Below are 17,337 nucleotides of genomic sequence, written 5' to 3'. Positions count from 1 at the left end.
TCACTTCGCAGCGAACAGGGCGCTGGTGAAGTCCTTGCGGCCTGCGAGCGCCACGAGGGACAACACGCCGAGCAGCACGGGCATTTCATAGCCGCCTTTGACGAGAAGGAAGTGATACAACGCAATGTTGACGACGACCGGACCGACCAAGGTGAGGCCGAGGTTCACGAAGCGGCCACTGAGCAGCAGCAGGCCGCCGGTGAGTTCCAACACCTTCACCACGGTGAGATAGCCGCTGACATAGATCGCGAACATGAAGTTCGCCGCAGGTGTTTCCTCTTTAGGCAGTGGAATGGGAATGAAGTGCAGCCAGAAATTCAGGCTGAAGACGACGAAGATGAGGCCAAGGAGGAGGCGGGCGATGGTGGGGATGTGTTTCATGGGAGTTTGCAGTTCATCCTTCGCAGTTCTGCTACGGAGAATGGATGGTTTGCAGTTGTTGACGGTGGTTTACGATGGTTGGGGAGAATCAGACGAGATCAAAAAGCAGCGCTTCGGCGTCCTCGATGGCGGTGATAGTCAAAGTGCCTGTATCATCGGTGCTGGCGGCATCGCCGGGATTCAGCGTGGTGCTGTTGACAGTGACGCTGCCTTTGATGAGCTGGAGCCAGGCACCACGACCAACGCGGACTTCGTGCGTGGTCGATTTGCCAGTGGCAAGACGAACGCGGTAGATGTCAGCATCCTGATGGATGGTGGCGGAGCCTTCACGGCCATCGGCGGAGATGACGAGCACTTTGGCGGCGGTCTCATGCTCGGGCTGCGGATGCCATTCGGTGTAACTGGGCTTCAGGCCGCTCTGACGCGGACGAATCCAGATTTGCAGGAGGCTGCCGGGCTCGGTCTTCGACGGATTGAACTCGCTGTGCGTCACACCACTGCCAGCGCTCATGAGCTGGATCTGGCCCGGTAGCAGGGTGCGGGCGGTGCCCATGCTGTCCTTGTGCGCCAGTGCGCCGTAGAGGATGTAGCTGAAGATTTCCATGTCGCGATGCGGATGGGTGGGAAAACCAGCTCCGCCGGCGATGACATCCTGATTGATCACACGCAGGCTGCGGAAGCCCATGTGCGCCGGATCGTGGTAGTCGGCGAAACTGAAGGTGTGATAGCTGTCGAGCCAGCCGTGGTCGGCGTGGCCGCGTTCGTTGGATTGGCGAAGTTTGAGTTTCATAACAGCGTTGCATTCGCGCAGCCGCCGTCATCTCTCCAGTGCTTACTGCTTCACAACTTCATGCCGGCGGGTAATCAAGGCGGCGTATGGTATCGAACGCGGGCCAACGGCCCGCAGGATTTAGCCCAGGACGCCAGTCCTGGGTTTCGGACCAAGCACCGCAATTTCCCAAGGTCGCGCCCTAAATGGGCGCAGGAGTCGTGCGCATGCGAAAGTGTTCCCGCGCTCCTTCAGAGCCCACTCTTCATGCACATGGTTTCACGATGCGAACCCAGGGCTTGCGCCCTGGGCTGGCTCCTGCGGCCCGTTGGGCCGTGGTTGTCGTGTGAATTTCACTTCTCGCCCTTGATGACCTTCCGCAGGGCGCGATAGCCGTGCTCATTGAGCAAGGCGATGGCGCCGCGATCGGTGGAGTCGCGGGCGACGTCGGAATAGGAGTTCAGCGCGTTGTAGATCGACTCCATGGCGGCTTCGAGCGATTCGGCGCGAGTGGCGGGATCGTGGGACTTGTAGAGGGACTCGATGCCACTGATGAAGTGGAAGGTGAACTCGAGCCGCTTGGCATTGTAGAGCGTGAAGCTGCGTGAACCTTCGCGGGCGCGGGTGTTGGCGCGATACATCTCATTCATCGCGGTGGTGTAGAGCGTTTTGACCTCGGTGAGCCAGGCGGGCAGAGCTGCCTTCGAGTTCAAATGACGCAGCAGCATGTCCGGCGCGGGCACGCCGAGCTTGGGATCGTGTTGCGCGATCAGTTGCGAGGCTTTGTCGATGGCCTGGAAGCCCAGCCAGAGGCGCTCGGCCACACCTTCGCCGCACATCGGTGTGACGAGGTCGCTGAGGGATTTTTCATCGCTGAACTCGTTTTTCGGCAGCACCGAGGCTTCCACCGGCTCAGCTGTGACGATCTCGAAGCCGAGCTTGGTGGCTTTTTCGCGCAGCCGGGCCGTGATGGCCGCCACATCGGGATTTTCGAAGGTGGTCGCACCACGGAAGGCTTTGCGGCCTGGAGTGTCGCCATCAACGCGGATCGGCGTGAAGGGCTTCACTGTCTTTGGAATCGCGATGGCGGTGTAGTTGAGCTTCTTGAGTTGTGCGAGTCGTGTTTCGAGTTCCGCATCGCTCCACGCCTCCTGGCCCATCGCATTGCCGGTGTAGCCATTCCACACGCGTGAGCCGCTGACGGGCTGTGAGGTGAGTTCGATCATGTTCGGCATCGAAGCCGCTTTTTCGACTGCCACCAAGGCTGGCGGCGCGGCACTGGCGGACACGCACAGGAGGCTTTCGCGGGTGCGAACGAACAGACGGCCATCGGCGATGGCTGGGGTGGCGATGATTTCCTCGCCCATGTCGTGTTTGCCGAGGACTTTCAGCTCCGGGGCGTCCTCCAACTCGACGATGAAGCCGTTCTTGGCCGCGATGTACACTTTGCCGCCTGCGGCGATGGGCGAGGCGAAGTAATCGCCGAAATTGCCGAGACGGCTGCGATCCCAGAGCGTTTTGCCGTCTTTTGCGTCGTAGCAGCTCGACATGCCGCCGCTTTTCACGAGGTAGAGGCGGTTGTTATAAAAGAGCGGCGAAGAAAGGTTCGACGGCGTCTTGGGATCGAGGTTCCAGAGGACGTGCGTCTTCGTCACATCGCCGCTGCCGCCACCTTGGATGGCTTGGATGATGTTGCCGCCCGCAGCCATGTTGTTGGGCGATTGGAAGGCGGTGTCGATCTCCTCGGGGCCGATGACTTTGTCTTTGTTTTTGTCGGAGGCATCGAAGCGCTCGTGAAATTCCTTCGGTGTCTCATCGCGGGAGAGGATTTTGTCCTGATTCGTGTCCAGCCACTCCAGCAGCGCATGTTTCAAAGTGCGCGTGGCATCGCCATAACTCTGCACCGCGATGTAGATGACGCCGTCATGCACGACGGGGGAGGTCATGATGGTGCGCAGCAGTGTGTTGCAGGTCCAGAGTTCCTTGCCGGTGGCGGGATCGTAGCCTTTCAATTTGCCGCTGCCGGCGATGACGAGATCGGTGCGGCCATTGGCCTCGCACAACACCGGCAGCGCATAACCGGCGAGCATTTCTTTGCGCAGCGTTTTCCACTTCTCTTTGCCCGTCTTCGCATCCACGGCGACGACGAAGGGTGCGAGATCGTCGTCCTGGCAGAAAATGACCATGCCATCATGCACGATGGGCGAGGAAGCCGCGCCCCAGTCCATCAAGTAAGCGGGCCGGGTCATCGTGTGACGCCAGACTTCCTTCCCCGTGGCGAAATCGAAGGCCAGCAGGCCGATGGTGCTGAAATAGACATACACACGCTCACCATCCGTCGCGGGAGTCGATGACGCATGACTGTTCGGCGGCGTGATGCGCGGCAGCGTGCCGGTGTCGAAGTCGCTGCGCCAGAGCTGCTTGCCGCTCGCGGTATCGAAGCTGAACACGCCGAGCTTTTGTTCCCCCAGCATCGCCGTCGTTAACACGCGACCGTTCTTCACGATGGGCGAGCCGATGCCGTCGCCGATCTTCGCCTTCCACGCGATGTTTTTGTCGGCGGAGAACTCTTGCGGCAGATTTTTCGAGGAGGAAACTCCTGTTCCATTGCTACCCCGGAACTGCGGCCAGTCCTCGGCGTGAATTGTGACGGCGAGAGACAGGACGGCAAGGATCGGTCGATGCATAAGATGGTGGAAGATGATCAACCAAACAACTCCGTCAGCGGCTTGCCATCATCGAGCAGGTTGTAGGGACGGCCGAGCTTGTCCTTGGCTTCGAGATCACTGATGCCCATCGCATAATAAACGGTCTTGGTGATGTCCTCGGGCCGAATGGGGCGATCTTTGGGCAGTTCGGCACGCGCATCGGTTTCGCCGACGACTTGACCGCCACGAATGCCGGCGCCGGCCATGAGCACGCTCATGCAGGAAGTCCAGTGATCGCGACCGGCACCGAGGGGGCCGCCGGAACGACGATCGCCGACCTTGGGCATGCGGCCCATCTCGCTGGTGACCATCACGAGTGTTTCATCGAGCAGTCCGCGATTCGACAGGTCCTCCATGAAGGCGGAGAAGGCCTGATCAAACTGTGGCAGCAGGTCATCGCGCAGGCAGTTGAAGTTGTTGCCGTGCGTGTCCCAGCCACCGGCGCTCTTGCACTTCGCATGCAGGCTTTCGTCCTCTTTCCAGAACACGGTGACGAACGGCACGCCTGCCTCGACCAGACGACGCGCCATGAGCAGGCTGGTGCCGTTGATGGTGTTGCCGTAGCGCTCGCGTAGCTTGTCCGGCTCGGCTTTGATGTCGAAGGCGCTCGTGGTGCTGCTGGATGAAAGCAGCTCAAACGCACGCTCCTGCTGCTTCACATAGTCTTGTATCGCGACTTCATGATCCAGCTCGCGCCGCGCTTGATTCATCGCATTGAGCAGCGAATGGCGGTCCTGCATGCGTGCGGCGGTCATGCTGCCGGACATGGAGATCGTCGGCGCGCTGAACTTCAGCGGCTCATCGAAGCTGCCGTTGAGATAAAACGGATCGTACTCCATGCCGATGCGGCCCGCGAACTGGCCGGGGCGTGTGTAGGGCAGCTTGCTGGGCTTGTGCGGCAGCGAGATGATCTGCGGCAGCGTGGGATGCTGCGGGCGCTTCATGCCGACGACGCTGCCCATGTACGGCCAGTCTTCAGGATACGGGCGGCGGTCATTGCCCTGCTGCTTGAAGGTGGGATCGGGCGCATGGCCGGTGAGATTGTAATAGTAACCGGCGTGATGATCGCCCGTGGCGAGACCGCTGTCGGTGATGCCATGCACGAGGGCGAAGTTGTGCGCCTGCTTGGCTAGCAGCGGCAGATGCTCGCACAAGCGGATGTCATCGCCCGTGGTGCGGATCGGTTTGAACTCACCGCGATACTCCAGCGGCGCTTCCGGCTTCATGTCCCACATGTCGATGTGCGAGGCACCGCCGCAGAGGAAGAACAGCACCGTCGATTTTGCCGGTTTCGCGAGCGTGGGCGCTGCCACGGCGGGGCCGGTCGAGGCATTCAGCGCAGGCCCGAAGCGCAGCGACGCCAGTCCCAGCGTCGAGGCCGTGAGAAAGGCGCGGCGGTCCATGGCGGGACGGAATAAGGGAGTGGGCATGGTGTGCGGAGGCCTGCCAATTACGCTCCTAAGGCGGCGACCTTCCCAGAAGCTCACGTTTTTGTTTTGTTCAGCTTTATCCTCATTCTCATTCTCGCCACGGTGTGCCGGCGAGATAAGCACCACGCTCCATTTGAAGCTGGTGTGCCAACCCTGGAAAGCTGGCAGCGAGGCTGAGGGCCTGCTGGGCGGCTGCTGCGGCCTTGGGATACTGCCCGACCTCCGCGTAGGCGGCGGCAAGTGTATGCAGAAGATGCAGCCTGCTGCCGCCGGGTAGTTGCAGCGCATGCTCCATCAGCTCCACTGCTTGGGTGCCAGAGCGCAAAGAGTCATCTTTGCTGGTGGCGAGTAGCCAGGCGAGGTTGTTGAGCGCAGGCAGATGATTTGGATCGGCTGCGAGGGCCTGTTGATAATGCTCTTTCGCTGCTTTCTGCTTTCCCTGGCTGGCATGAGCCACGCCCAGACTGAAATGCGAGTCGGCATGCGCTGGATTGACCTTGAGGGCACGCAGGAAGCTGTCGATGGCCGCGGGCACCTGCCCGGCCTGCATCTGGGCGTTGCCGAGATTGCACCAAGCGGCGACGTCTGGACGAATGTCCGCTGCCGCCATGAAATGACGGATCGCTTTTGGTTGCTCGCCTTTGTGCAGAAAGATAAAGCCGAGGGTGCTGTGCGCATCAGTTGACTGCGGATCATCCAATACGGTTCGGCGTAGCTGGAGCTCAGCTTCATCGATCCTGCCCATGCGGAGCAGGGTGATGCCTAGATTCATGCGGGCCTGGACATGATAAGGGCTGAGCACGAGGGCGTGTCTGTAGCTTTCCACCGCTTCAGACTGCCGCCCAGCCTCGATCAAGGCGGTGCCAAGACTCGCATAAGCGGCGCAGTCCTCTGGGTTGCACTCGACCGCATGCGTCCAGAGTGCCAGCGTGTTCCGCCAATGCGCGACCTGGGAGTGCGCGGTTATCGACAGCACGAGCAGCGCAACCGCTGCCATGCTTCCAAGCGCAAGACGACGCGCTCGTACTTTTCCTGCCCACTCAGCTGCCGACCAGGTCACCATCAGGCTCAGTCCGATCATGGAGAGGTAAGTGTAACGGTCCGCATGCGCTTGATCACCTGCCTGCCTGAACAAACCCACCACTGGCACCAGCATGCCGAGATACCACAGCCAGCCGACGACCAGAAAACGACGTGCGTGCTGCCACCCTACCAGAGCGGTGATGACCACAAGCACCGCGATGGCGAGCCAGGTCTGGCCAAGTGGAAGATAAATTCCTGGGAAAGGATAAAAACAGGTTAGCTCCGCCGGCCACACGGTTTGCCAGATGTAGATGCCGTACGACAGCAGCGCATTGCCCACGCGGTAGTGCCACGACAGTGTGCCCCACAAGGCGTCATTGGCAGCACCGCCGCCGCTGAGAGTGAGGCTTGCGGTGATCGCCGCCATGACGAAGATCGGGATTTTCTCCATCAGCAGTTGTTTCAAAGGCACGTTGCCAAGCCGGTTCAGCGGCCACAAGTCCACCAGCAGCAGCACACATGGCGTCGTCACGAGCATCGGCTTGCTCATCATCGCCAGCGCTGCCATCAGCAACATGAGGATGTAGTTGCTCCAGCGAAACGAATGCCGCGCAAAACGCAGGTAAGCGCCAAGCGTGAGCACAAAAAACAAGCCGCTGAGCACATCCTTGCGCTCCGCCACCCAGGCGACGGATTCGACATGCAGCGGATGCACGGCGAACAGTGCCGCCACAAATGCCGAACGCCACAGCGCCGATGTCAGCGAGCGTAACACCATAAATAAAGCCACTGACGTCAGTGCATGCAGCAGCACGCTCATCAGGTGGTGAGCACCAGCACGCAGGCCGAAGAGGCTCACGTCCAGCATGTGCGACATCAGGCTCACCGGTCGCCAGTAGTCGGCGTCCCCCAAATCCGCCGCATCTTTACCGACTCCCGCCGTCAGAGACCAGCGCACGTTCTCCCAGGTCAGACCGCGCAGCACATGTTGGTTCTTGTACACAAAAAAACCGTCGTCGAAGTTCACGAAGGCAAACTCACGCGTCTGCCAGTACACCACGAACACCATCAAAATCAGCATCATGCAGACCATCATCACCAACAGTCGCTGGCGGTTGAAGACCGGGACGGTTCTGGCAGGTTGGGTGTCGCGAAGGGCCATGTCAGAGAATGCGCAAAGATGGATTCTGGATGCCTGGACATTCACACCGCCGTGGTCAAACGCGATGCTCCGTGAATGGACAAACCAAGAACCGCCATTATACAATGCATCACACCGCCGCAATTTGTTTGCCGCGTCCTCCCTGAAAATGAAGCCGTCCGCGTGTGAAAGAGCAGCACAACCTTGAGATTCATCAAAACCGGGAGGCCTGGCACCGAAAGCCGCTGCTGCGCCAGGTGTATCTGGACTTCCACCGGCTCATCGCTTCCTGGCTCCGCCAAGGCATGAACGGCCTGACAGTCGAGATCGGCTCCGGCATGGGAAACATCAAGCAGGTGATCCCCGCATGCATCACGACCGACATCTTCCCCAATCCGTGGCTCGACCGCCAGGAGAACGCCTGCCGGCTCAGCTTTGCCGATCACAGCGTGGCGAATCTGATTCTCTTTGATGTATGGCACCATCTCGAGTTTCCAGGCACGGCGCTCGAAGAATTCCGCCGGGTTCTTCTCCCCAAGGGCCGCCTGATCGTGTTTGAACCTGCGATGGGCCTGCTGGGACGGCTGGTTTACTCGCTCGGACACCATGAACCCGTGGCCTTTCAACAGCCGGTCCACTGGTTCGCCCCGCCAGATTTCCAAGCGGACGATCCGCCTTACTTCGCTGCCCAGTCACGCGCCCACCGCATCTTCATACAGGGGGAGGGAAGTGAGCATTTGGTGGGATGGCGTGTCATCAAGACGCTACCGCTGGCCTCGCTGGCGTATTTGGCATCGGGTGGTTTTTCAAAGCCGCAGCTTTGCCCGGCGGCGCTGCATCCTTGCCTGCGCCGGATCGACGCGGTCCTTTCGTGCCTGCCATCATTGTTCGCCGTGCGCCTGCTCGTCGTGCTGGAGAAAAACGAGGGTTGAGGTCTGCACCAACTTCAACTTGCCTCGACCAGCACGTCAATCCCGCCGCGCTTCGGCGCTCGTGCGAAGGCCGCCTCATTCAACAACCTGCCGGTGCGAAGTTCACTCAGGCGGTAGCCTGGGCCAAGCACATTTTCGTAGTCCTTGAGGGTGAGTTTTCGCTCTTCGAGAAGATACGGACACATTTCCATCACGATGCGCGGACGGCTGGTGGCGATGAGCCTTTGCGCTCCCGCCAGCACCTCCAGCTCATGGCCGTCGGTGTCGATCTTCAGCAGATGCACATTCGGGATGCCGTGTGAGGCCACATAGTCGTCGAGAGTCGTCATGTTCGTTGCGGCTTCCATCAGGTGTCCGCAATGCGTTCCATGCGCCTCTGCTCCAGGCGGACCGTCCACGCGCCAGCTCGCATAGGCCGCCGCAGGCGTCACGGCACCCGAGACGCGGCCAACGAAGGATGCGTTCACCGTCACTCGTGGTGCGAGCGCGGGGTTCAGCGCCAGATTGCGCCGAAGCTTCGTCAGCGCGAAATGCGTTGGCTCGAAGCTGTGAATGCGCGCAAGCGGATTCCTCTTCGCCAAAGCCAGCGTGATCGCTCCGATGTTCGCCCCGACATCCAAGATCACCGCGTCCTCCACTCCAGGCGACACAGCGGCAACGTGATCTTGAAAGCTGCCGAACAGAAAAATCGCCAGATCGATGCCTTCGCGTAGATCCAGATGAAAGCGCACGCCCGAGCGCGTCACAACCTGCTCGTCCTTGGAACCCGCGATCTTCAGCAGCCGGTAAAGCAGGCGTGCGGCCTTGATTTTGGATTCGGTGGAAAGCATGTGAGTCGATTTTACACAAACTTTAGTTTTCTCGCGGCGAACCACACCATGCGCAGCAGCAGCCAGCCGTGACGCCAGCGATGGATGTTCGTCGTGCCATAGGTGCGGTCGCAGTAGCGGATCGGGATGTCGGTGATGCGCAGCCCCAGTCGTGCGGCACCAAACAGAAGATCAAAATCACCGAAGGGATCGAACTCGCCGAAATACGCCCTGCCTGCCGCTAGCCGCTCGTAGTCGCGACGCAGCATCACTTTCGTGCCACACAGCGTGTCCTTGACCGGCTGCCCCAGCAGCCAGGTGAAAATCAGGCCAAATGTTTTGTTCGCACACAGATTGAGGAAGCGCATCGCCTCCTGCTGCATCGGATAGACCAGCCGCACGCCGTTCGCGAACTCAGTGCGGCCCGTGGCGATGGCGGCGTGGAATTTGGGCAACTCCTCGGGCTGCACGGTCAGGTCTGCGTCCAATATCATGAGGATGTCTCCCGTGGCCGCTGCAAATCCTGTGCGCACGGCATCACCTTTGCCTTTGCCAGATTGCTGCAGGCAGGTGATGCGCTTTTCCGGGAATGCCTGTGCCATCCGCTGAATCTCATCCCAGGTGTTGTCACTGGAATGGCCTTCTACAAAAATCAATTCGGTCCCGCCACCCATTTCGGGAGTCCGGCGCACCGCCGCCTCAATATTACCAGCCTCGTTGCGCGCTGGGATAATGACTGACACCGTCATGGCTTTCGCCGCAGACGGCGGCAGCGGTCTTGCCGTGCAAAAGATGGCAAGACACACGGGCGGCAGCAGCGGTGCCAGGCAGCGGTTGAACAGAAAATCCAGGCCAGGCACCTGGAAGGGCAGCAGAATCCGCCCGGTGGTGCTGACGGTCTCCCAGCCGGAGATGTGCAGCAGGTTGCGCACATCGTCGTGCGAGAGCCAGTTGGTCTCCGGCTGGCGCGTACGCATGCCGGTCAGTGCTGCAAGGAAGGAAAGCGGCTGCCACAGGGTGTTGAAAAAATTCACGATGAGCCGAGTCCGTGCATGGCTCACACGATGCAGCCGTTCGAAGATCAACTGCACATCAGCGGCGAAATTGATCGTCTCCGAAAGAATGATGATGTCGAACGTCTCATCGAGCGCCAGCGTCTCGCCAGCCTGCACATGAAACGTGCCATCAGGCATGCGCTCACACGCCTGCTGGATCAGCCGCTCGGACAAATCCACTCCCACACGCCTTCGCGCCTGCAAGCGGCTGAGCAGCCGCCCATTGCCGCAGCCGATCTCCAGCACGCTCGCTTCCGGCGGAATCTGTAGTTGGTAATAATGCGCCAGCATCGCGTGATACGCCGCCGCCGCCCAACCCGGCTTCAAGCCAGGATCATTGTAGAAATCCGCCAAGGACTTCAATTGATCACCCACCAACGGGGGAAGGTCGTGAGATGGAAAATCAGGCATGGCATGGCCATCGGGTGTTCATGGCCGAGCATACAAGACGCTCCCGTCTGGAACAGCCGAATTTTCACCCGCCGTGCCGGTTTGTATGAACGTAGGACGGGCGTGGCGACAGCCCGCCCGTCTCGACGCGTTCGCTAGTTCACAGGCCTCCGCACTTCTCCAGAGCCGGACGGTTCGGCGACGAACGCCGTGTTGCGATTGAGAAACCATCCCGCCGAACACATCCGGCCTGCGGTCAGATTTGCCCACGCCATCGGTCTATGGTCTGGTCCGTTGTGGAATTTCACCAGCTCCGTTACTTCATCGCCGCCGCCGAAGATTTGAGCATTTCGGGTGCGGCGAAGCGGCTGCACGTCACGCAGCTGGCGCTGGGCCGTCAGATCGCGCAGGGGCCGCATTGACGCTCTCAATACAACCTCGGCTTTTATCAATTCGAGGAACGGCAGCGGTTTGAGCAGGGTTGCGGCATGCAACAGCTCATCATCGACAAGCCCTATCGTTTCATTCCTTCCCGCAACAGCCGCTTTTGGAGCGTGCTGGTCAATCTCTGGTTGCCGGGGCATCTGCGGAAGGTCTATGGCATCCAGTCCTGTGAGTGCATTGGCGCGGAGCATCTGCGGGACTCGTTGAACGCGGGTCATGGGGTGCTGCTGGCGGCGAATCATTGCCGGCCTTGTGATCCGATGGTGATCGGGCGCAGTTTGCGGCCGCATGTGCGCTGTGATTTCAGCACGATGGCGAGCTGGCATATTTTTCATCAGAGCCGCATGCAGTCCTTCCTGCTGCCGCGCATGGGCGGCTTCAGCATGCATCGCGAAGGGATGGATCGTGAGTCGCTGAATCATGCGACGCAGATACTCGGCGAGGCACGGCGTCCGCTGATCGTGTTCCCGGAGGGCTTCATCACGCGCAGCAACGATCATCTGGCGAACCTCATGGACGGGGTGGCCTTCATGGCGCGGCTGGGAGCCAAGATGGCGGCGAAAATCGACCCGAAACGCAAGGTGGTGATCCATCCGACCTTCCTGCGCTATTTTTTCGAGGGCGGTCTCGAAGCGACGCTGCGCCCGGTGCTCAAGGACATCGAAACCAAACTCACCTGGCAGCCGCAGATGCATCTTTCCATGCGGGAACGCATTGCGAAGCTCGGTGAAGCGCTGCTCTCGCTCAAAGAGATCGAGTATCTCGGTGCCAGCCGCGCTGGATCACTCGCAGAGCGCGTTGGAACACTGATCGACCATCTGCTTTCACCCTTGGAAGCACGCTGGCTCAAAGCTCCAAGACGCGACAAGGACACCATGGAGCGCATCAAGGCCCTGCGCACCGCCATCGTGCCCGATCTGCTCGATGAAAAACTCTCCGAAGCCGACAAGACCGCTCGCTGGCGGCAACTGGCCGATCTCTACCTCGTGCAGCAACTGCACTGCTATCCCGGCAGCTATCTGGACACCTCGGAAGCACCGGAGCGGCTGCTGGAAACCGTGGAGCGCTTTGAAGAAGACCTCACGGACGTTGCGCGCCCGCATCCGCCGATGCGGGCCGTCGTGATGATCGGTGAAGCCATCGAAGTTTCGCCCGAACGACCACGCGGCGTGCCTGCTGATCCCGTCACGCTCGCAATCCGCCAGCGGCTCGAATCGCTCATGGCCGTCTCTCTCGACTATCGCCGATCCACTCAACCACAGAGACAAGATGACCACAGAGTCTGACCTCTGTGTCCATCGTGCCTCTGTGGTTCAACCCCTCACCCATCGTAAATCATGAACCTCACCACCATTCTCATCCGCCTCGGTATCGTCGTGCTGGCGCTTGGCGCCTGGCATTGGACGCAAATCCTCATCGCCCGCAAAACGGCGCCGCGTCACGGCCTGGGCGACCTCGTTCACGATCTCACCGCCCGCTGGCATGGCTGGTTCAGCCGCAATGATAGCGCGGCGAACCGGTTGCTCATCGTGAGTTCGTTCTTCATCGACGTGCTGGCGCTGTCCGTCATCGCGCTGGCGGTGTTTGGCGGCAGCTTCGCGCCGTTCATTGCGCTGCTGATTTTGTTCGGGCTGCGGCAGCTTTCACAGGCCATTTGTACGCTGCCGCCGCCTCCGGGCATGATCTGGCGGCATCCGGGCTGTCCGTCGCTGTTGGTGACCTATGAGGTGGGGAATGACTTCTTTTTCTCGGGCCACACGGCCCTGGCAGTGCTCGGCGCACTAGAACTGGCCCATATCGGCCCCGTGTGGCTCGGTATCGGCGTTGCTGTAATTGCGGTGGGTGAAATGGCGACGGTTTTGGTGCTGCGGGCTCATTACACACTGGACGTGATTGCCGGAGCTGCGGTAGCCTTCTTCGCCTATCACATCGCGGGCAGCATTTCGCCTGCGATTGATGTGTGGCTGCGTTGAACTGTGGAATTCCCCTCACCCCAACCCTCTCCCCGAAGCAAATGATGTGTGAAAAGAACGTCTTCGACGGGGAGAGGGAGATCGCTTTCGAGCCGTCCAGCACGAATCTCCTCTCCCCGCCCAAGACTTTGTTGCTCCATGATTCACTTCGGGGCTGCGAAGCCGCGTAGCGAAAGGCCGGGTGAGGGGCCACCCATTCACGCCCATGTCACCGTTGCTGGCTTGCATCACGAAAAGCAGTATTCATTCCCTCAATACAAACTCAAAGACGGTCGATTTGTCCGCCGCCCCGCCCCGCTGAAGACTCCCCTCGCATGAAAACAAGCACCTCTCCCGCGATCCCGCTGTGGCTCAAGATCCTCTACACAGCCTTCATGGCGGTTTTGATTCCCGTTTACTGGTATCACTACGGCCCGACGAACTTCCTCTACTTCTGCGACATCGCGCTGCTGCTCACTCTGGTCGGGGTGTGGATCGAGAGTCCGTTGCTCATCTCACTGCCAACGGTGGGCATTTTGATCCCGCAGGCGTTGTGGTGCGTGGATTTCTTGGTTCAGCTCTGCGGCTTCAAAATGACCGGCATGACGGCCTACATGTTTGATGAAACGAAACCGCTGTTCCTACGCGGTTTGTCCCTGTTCCACGGCTGGCTGCCGTTTCTGCTGGTGTATCTCGTGTTCAAGCTCGGTTATGACAAGCGTGCGCTGAAAGGCTGGACGCTCACCACCATCTGCTTGTGCCTGATCGCCTTCTTCCTGCTGCCCAAAGCGGGCGCCGTGCTGGCCGATCCGAATCTGCCACGCAACGTGGACTACGTCTTCGGCATGGACGATGCGCAGCCGCAGACCTGGATGAGCGCGGAACTTTATCTCGTGACATGGATTGTGCTGTTGATCATCCTCGTGTTTCTGCCCACGCACTTTGTTTTGAAGAAAATCTGCCCCACGCCCGAACAAGCTGCCGCCAAACACGCATGAACTCCTCCCCTTCCACGATCACCGAAAACAACTGGCGGCGCGGCTTCTGGTGCCTGATGGGCACGCAGTTTCAAGGAGCGTTCTCTGACAACGTGCTCAAGTGGCTGGTCATCTACCTGGTGATCGCGCAAAAGATGCCGAAGGAGCAGCTCGACAGTCTGGTGTCCGACTCGGGCATGTATTTTGCCATTCCTTTCCTGCTGCTCTCGATGTTCGGCGGCTGGATGGCGGATCGTTTCAGCAAGCGGCATGTGATGATCGGTGTGAAGACGATGGAGATCGGCATCATGGTCTTCGCCACCTATGCGCTCGCTTCTGGCAAAATGGGCCTGCAACTCGCCAGCATCTGTCTCATGGGCGTTCACAGCGCGTTCTTTGCCGCGTCGAAGTATGGCTCGCTGCCTGAAGTGGTACCGCCGAAAAAACTCTCGTGGGCGAATGGTGTGATCGAAATGCTCACCTTCCTCGCTGCGATCTTCGGCACACTGGCCGCCGCATGGCTGGCGGAGAGCTTTGCGGGCAAACCGGCGTGGTCAGGTGGCATCCTGCTTGGTCTGGCGATGATCGGCTGGCTGATGAGCCTGGGCATCACGCGTGTTCCTGCCGCGAGTCCTGACAAACCGCTGCGCCTCAACTTCCTCGGCGATCTGTGGCGTGAATTCCGCTGGATGCGCACGGATCGCGACCTGTGGCGGGCGAATCTCGGCAACACGGGCTTCTTTTTCATCGCCGTGCTGTTGCAGATGAACCTCGTTTTGTATGCAGAGCAGGTCATGCACATCAAGCCGATGGAAAACAGCGCCTTGCAGGTCGCGCTGGCTGTCGGCATGGCCGCAGGCAGCCTGCTGGCGGGAAAACTGAGCGGCGATCATGTCGAGTATGGCCTCATCCCGCTGGGAGCCTTCCTCATGGCGGCGATGGGCTTCGCTCTTGGCATCGATGACATTTCCAAGTCAATTTTCACCGTTTGCCTCACGCTGCTGGGCATTGGCGGCGGCATGTTCATCGTGCCACTGGCCGCCGTGCTGCAGCATCGGCCACCGGCGGATCGCAAAGGCTCGGTGCAGGGCGCGGCTTCATGGTTGTCGTGGGTGGGCATCAGCGCGGCGGCGTTGCTGCAAAAGGAGCTGAACATCCGCCTCGGCTGGACGCCGGGTGACATCTTCTGGTTCTGTGGAGCCTGCGCGGTCATCGGCGGCGTCTATGTGACAATGTCACGCCCGACCGCATTGCCCGCGTTGCTCAAACGCTGGTCGCATGGCAGGCTGAACGGCAATCATGGCTGAGATTCTCCTCCTTCCCTTCGGCAGCGCCGGCGATGTGTTTCCCTTCATCTGGCTGGGGCGGCAGCTCAAGGCGCGTGGGCATCGCGTGAGGCTGATCACGGCGTGCCTGTTTGAAGAAAATGTGCGGAATGCAGGACTGGAATTCATCGCGCTCGGCAAAGCGGAAGACTTTGAGGCGATGATTCATGATCCGCGCATCTGGCAGGCCGGCACCGGCACGAAGCTCGTGTTTGATTTCGCCGCCAAGTCGGTGGAGCCGTATCTCACCGCCATCGAAAGCTGCGGCCACGTTGATTTGATGCTGGCACCGATGACGGCGTTTGCCGCACGGCTGGCGCGTGAGAAGCACGGCATCCCGCTGATCACCGTGCATTTGCAGCCTGCCGTTTTCATGAGCGTGCATGAGACGCCGCTGCTGCATCCGGCGCTGCGCTGGCTGCGGCGCATGCCGGTGTGGTTCAAACGCCTGCTGTTCGCGCTGCCAAATCCGGTCGATTTCTTCGCGCTGCCGAAAGTGCGCCGCATCTGCATGGCGAATGGTGTGAAACCGCCGCGCAGCTTGTGGCGCGACTGGTGGGACTCGCCGGATGGCGTGCTCGTGCTGTTTCCCGAGTGGTTTGCCAAACCACAGCCCGACTGGCCGGTGAACTTGCTGCAATGGACGTTTCCCTTGGAAGATTTGGCAAAGGAGCAGGCACTCAAACCCGAGTTGCAGGCGTTTCTGGCCGCTGCTGAGCGCGTGGTCGTCTTCACACCGGGCAGCGCGAATGTTCAGGCCTCGCGTTTCTTTGCCGTCGCGGCCAAAGCAGTCGAACAAATCGGCTGTCGGGCCGTTTTCGTCACGCGTGAGCCGAAGCAAGTTCCGGCAAACCTGCCCGCAAACATCCTGACCGTCGATTTTGCCCCGTTCAGCACGCTGTTGCAGCACGCCACCGCGTTTGTGCATCACGGCGGCATTGGCACGATGTCGCAAGGTTTCGCGGCGGGTGTGCCACAGCTCATCATGGCGATGGCGCACGACCAGCCGGACAACGCGGATCGTTTGGAACGCCTCGGTGCTGGGATCGGCCTCAGCGTGCGGCAGTTCACGCCGGAACGCGTCACCGCCGCGCTGAGCCGTCTGCTTAACGAACGCGGGTTTCATGATTCGGCCGCGTTTTGCCAAGGCGAATTTGCTGAGCAGCCGGATGTGAACGTTTTGATGCGCTGGATCGAGGAGCGGGCCGCAAAAGATGGCTTGATTTGAAATAGGGTTGCCGGTGTAATCGCCGCATGAGCCGATTCATCACCTGCCTGCTGCTGTTCACCGCCTTCCTCCATGCCGATGAGTTTGATCCTGCCGACAACACCATCGTGCTCGGCAAGCGCGTGGGCTTGATCAAGCCCGGCATGACCTCGGTGGACATCGAGCGTGCTTACGGGAAGAAAAACCTCAAAAACATGGATCTGCCCGGCCCCGAAGGGTCCACGTTCCCCGGCGCGAAGCTGTTTGAGGGCACGGAGCGAGAATTGGAAATCGTCTGGGATCCTGAAAAGGAGAAAACCAAGCTCGTGTTCGACATCCGTGTCATCGGCACGGCGTGGAAGTTCGAGAATGGCCTCAAGAGCGGGATGACCGTCGAGGAAGTGGAGAAGATCAACGGCAAGCCGTTCAAGATCGCCGGGTTTAGCTGGGACTACGGCGGCTACGCGAACTTTGAAGGCGGCAAACTGGCTGGTAAGGTGAGCGTGCGCTTCAATCCAAGCAGCGAGGAGATCCCGGACTACCTGCAAGGCGACAAGCAACTCTCTTCCGGCGACAAAAAGTTGCGTGCGGTGAAGCCGCTCGTTGAGGAAGGCATCACGGTGTTCATGCGCTGAGCGAGCTTATTGCCTTCGACGCAGGCGCACTCCCCACCAGATGATCCAGGCAAGTGCCACCAACGCGATGATAAGGAGCAGCCACTGAATGATGAGTGTTGTGAATGCGTTGCGCGCATCCACGGCAGTTGGCGGTGGCGGAGGGTCGTTGGTTGAGCG

Annotated in this window: 15 protein-coding genes; 8 read left to right on the top strand and 7 right to left on the bottom strand. The window is 60.1% G+C overall.

Annotation, left to right across the window (positions count from 1 at the left end):
* From ACKVY0_RS23765 to ACKVY0_RS23745, 5 genes are all read right to left on the bottom strand, one after another.
* A complete protein-coding gene (locus ACKVY0_RS23765) occupies positions 1 to 381 on the bottom strand; it encodes a hypothetical protein (protein ID WP_409217349.1) in 381 nt (126 codons plus the stop codon).
* A gap of 88 nt (positions 382 to 469) precedes the next feature.
* Positions 470 to 1,171, bottom strand: a complete 702-nt coding sequence (locus ACKVY0_RS23760; RefSeq protein WP_409217348.1) for a pirin family protein — start codon at positions 1,169 to 1,171, stop codon at positions 470 to 472.
* Positions 1,172 to 1,503: 332 nt separating this feature from the next.
* Positions 1,504 to 3,837: a PQQ-binding-like beta-propeller repeat protein gene (locus ACKVY0_RS23755; protein ID WP_409217347.1), complete on the bottom strand. Its 2,334-nt coding sequence runs from the start codon at positions 3,835 to 3,837 to the stop codon at positions 1,504 to 1,506.
* 17 nt (positions 3,838 to 3,854) lie between these two features.
* The gene (locus ACKVY0_RS23750; protein WP_409217346.1) at positions 3,855 to 5,288 is read right to left on the bottom strand and encodes a DUF1501 domain-containing protein; all 1,434 of its coding nucleotides are present in this window, start codon (positions 5,286 to 5,288) and stop codon (positions 3,855 to 3,857) included.
* Between the two features lie 88 nt (positions 5,289 to 5,376).
* The gene (locus ACKVY0_RS23745) at positions 5,377 to 7,473 is read right to left on the bottom strand and encodes a tetratricopeptide repeat protein (protein WP_409217345.1); all 2,097 of its coding nucleotides are present in this window, start codon (positions 7,471 to 7,473) and stop codon (positions 5,377 to 5,379) included.
* A 284-nt stretch (positions 7,474 to 7,757) separates the two neighbouring features.
* Between ACKVY0_RS23745 and ACKVY0_RS23740 the strand changes: the two genes are divergently transcribed.
* The gene (locus tag ACKVY0_RS23740) at positions 7,758 to 8,384 is read left to right on the top strand and encodes a methyltransferase domain-containing protein (protein WP_409217344.1); all 627 of its coding nucleotides are present in this window, start codon (positions 7,758 to 7,760) and stop codon (positions 8,382 to 8,384) included.
* Between the two features lie 14 nt (positions 8,385 to 8,398).
* Here the strand turns inward: ACKVY0_RS23740 and ACKVY0_RS23735 are convergent, their stop codons facing one another.
* Both ACKVY0_RS23735 and ACKVY0_RS23730 read right to left on the bottom strand, forming a co-directional pair.
* Entirely contained in the window at positions 8,399 to 9,214 is an 816-nt protein-coding gene (locus tag ACKVY0_RS23735) for an FkbM family methyltransferase (protein ID WP_409217343.1), read from the bottom strand.
* A gap of 11 nt (positions 9,215 to 9,225) precedes the next feature.
* Positions 9,226 to 10,659 (bottom strand): glycosyltransferase, encoded by a 1,434-nt coding sequence (locus tag ACKVY0_RS23730; RefSeq protein ID WP_409217342.1) that lies wholly within the window; start codon positions 10,657 to 10,659, stop codon positions 9,226 to 9,228.
* A 260-nt stretch (positions 10,660 to 10,919) separates the two neighbouring features.
* Between ACKVY0_RS23730 and ACKVY0_RS23725 the strand changes: the two genes are divergently transcribed.
* The 7 genes from ACKVY0_RS23725 to ACKVY0_RS23695 all read left to right on the top strand — a co-directional run bounded on the left by ACKVY0_RS23725 (position 10,920) and on the right by ACKVY0_RS23695 (position 17,178).
* Positions 10,920 to 11,060 (top strand): LysR family transcriptional regulator, encoded by a 141-nt coding sequence (locus ACKVY0_RS23725; RefSeq protein ID WP_409217341.1) that lies wholly within the window; start codon positions 10,920 to 10,922, stop codon positions 11,058 to 11,060.
* A gap of 66 nt (positions 11,061 to 11,126) precedes the next feature.
* The gene (locus ACKVY0_RS23720) at positions 11,127 to 12,368 is read left to right on the top strand and encodes a lysophospholipid acyltransferase family protein (RefSeq protein ID WP_409217340.1); all 1,242 of its coding nucleotides are present in this window, start codon (positions 11,127 to 11,129) and stop codon (positions 12,366 to 12,368) included.
* 51 nt (positions 12,369 to 12,419) lie between these two features.
* Positions 12,420 to 13,055, top strand: coding sequence for a phosphatase PAP2-related protein (locus ACKVY0_RS23715; RefSeq protein WP_409217339.1), 636 nt, complete (start codon positions 12,420 to 12,422; stop codon positions 13,053 to 13,055).
* Positions 13,056 to 13,369: 314 nt separating this feature from the next.
* Positions 13,370 to 14,032 carry a hypothetical protein gene (locus ACKVY0_RS23710; protein WP_409217338.1) on the top strand — a complete coding sequence of 221 codons (663 nt, stop codon included), beginning with the start codon at positions 13,370 to 13,372 and terminating at the stop codon, positions 14,030 to 14,032.
* Positions 14,029 to 15,318: an MFS transporter gene (locus ACKVY0_RS23705; RefSeq protein ID WP_409217337.1), complete on the top strand. Its 1,290-nt coding sequence runs from the start codon at positions 14,029 to 14,031 to the stop codon at positions 15,316 to 15,318. The genes ACKVY0_RS23710 and ACKVY0_RS23705 overlap by 4 nt, the downstream gene beginning before the upstream one ends.
* Positions 15,311 to 16,564, top strand: coding sequence for a glycosyltransferase (locus ACKVY0_RS23700; RefSeq protein WP_409217336.1), 1,254 nt, complete (start codon positions 15,311 to 15,313; stop codon positions 16,562 to 16,564). Before ACKVY0_RS23705 ends, ACKVY0_RS23700 begins: the two co-directional genes overlap by 8 nt.
* 26 nt (positions 16,565 to 16,590) lie before the next feature.
* On the top strand, positions 16,591 to 17,178 hold the full coding sequence (locus tag ACKVY0_RS23695; protein ID WP_409217335.1) for a hypothetical protein: 588 nt from the start codon (positions 16,591 to 16,593) through the stop codon (positions 17,176 to 17,178).
* Positions 17,179 to 17,337: the final 159 nt, after the last annotated feature.

The organism is Prosthecobacter sp. (genome assembly GCF_046154365.1).
Taxonomy (GTDB): domain Bacteria; phylum Verrucomicrobiota; class Verrucomicrobiia; order Verrucomicrobiales; family Verrucomicrobiaceae; genus Prosthecobacter.
The sequence above is the reverse complement of the archived record's forward strand: the minus strand, read 5'-3'. Positions and strand labels throughout refer to the sequence as shown.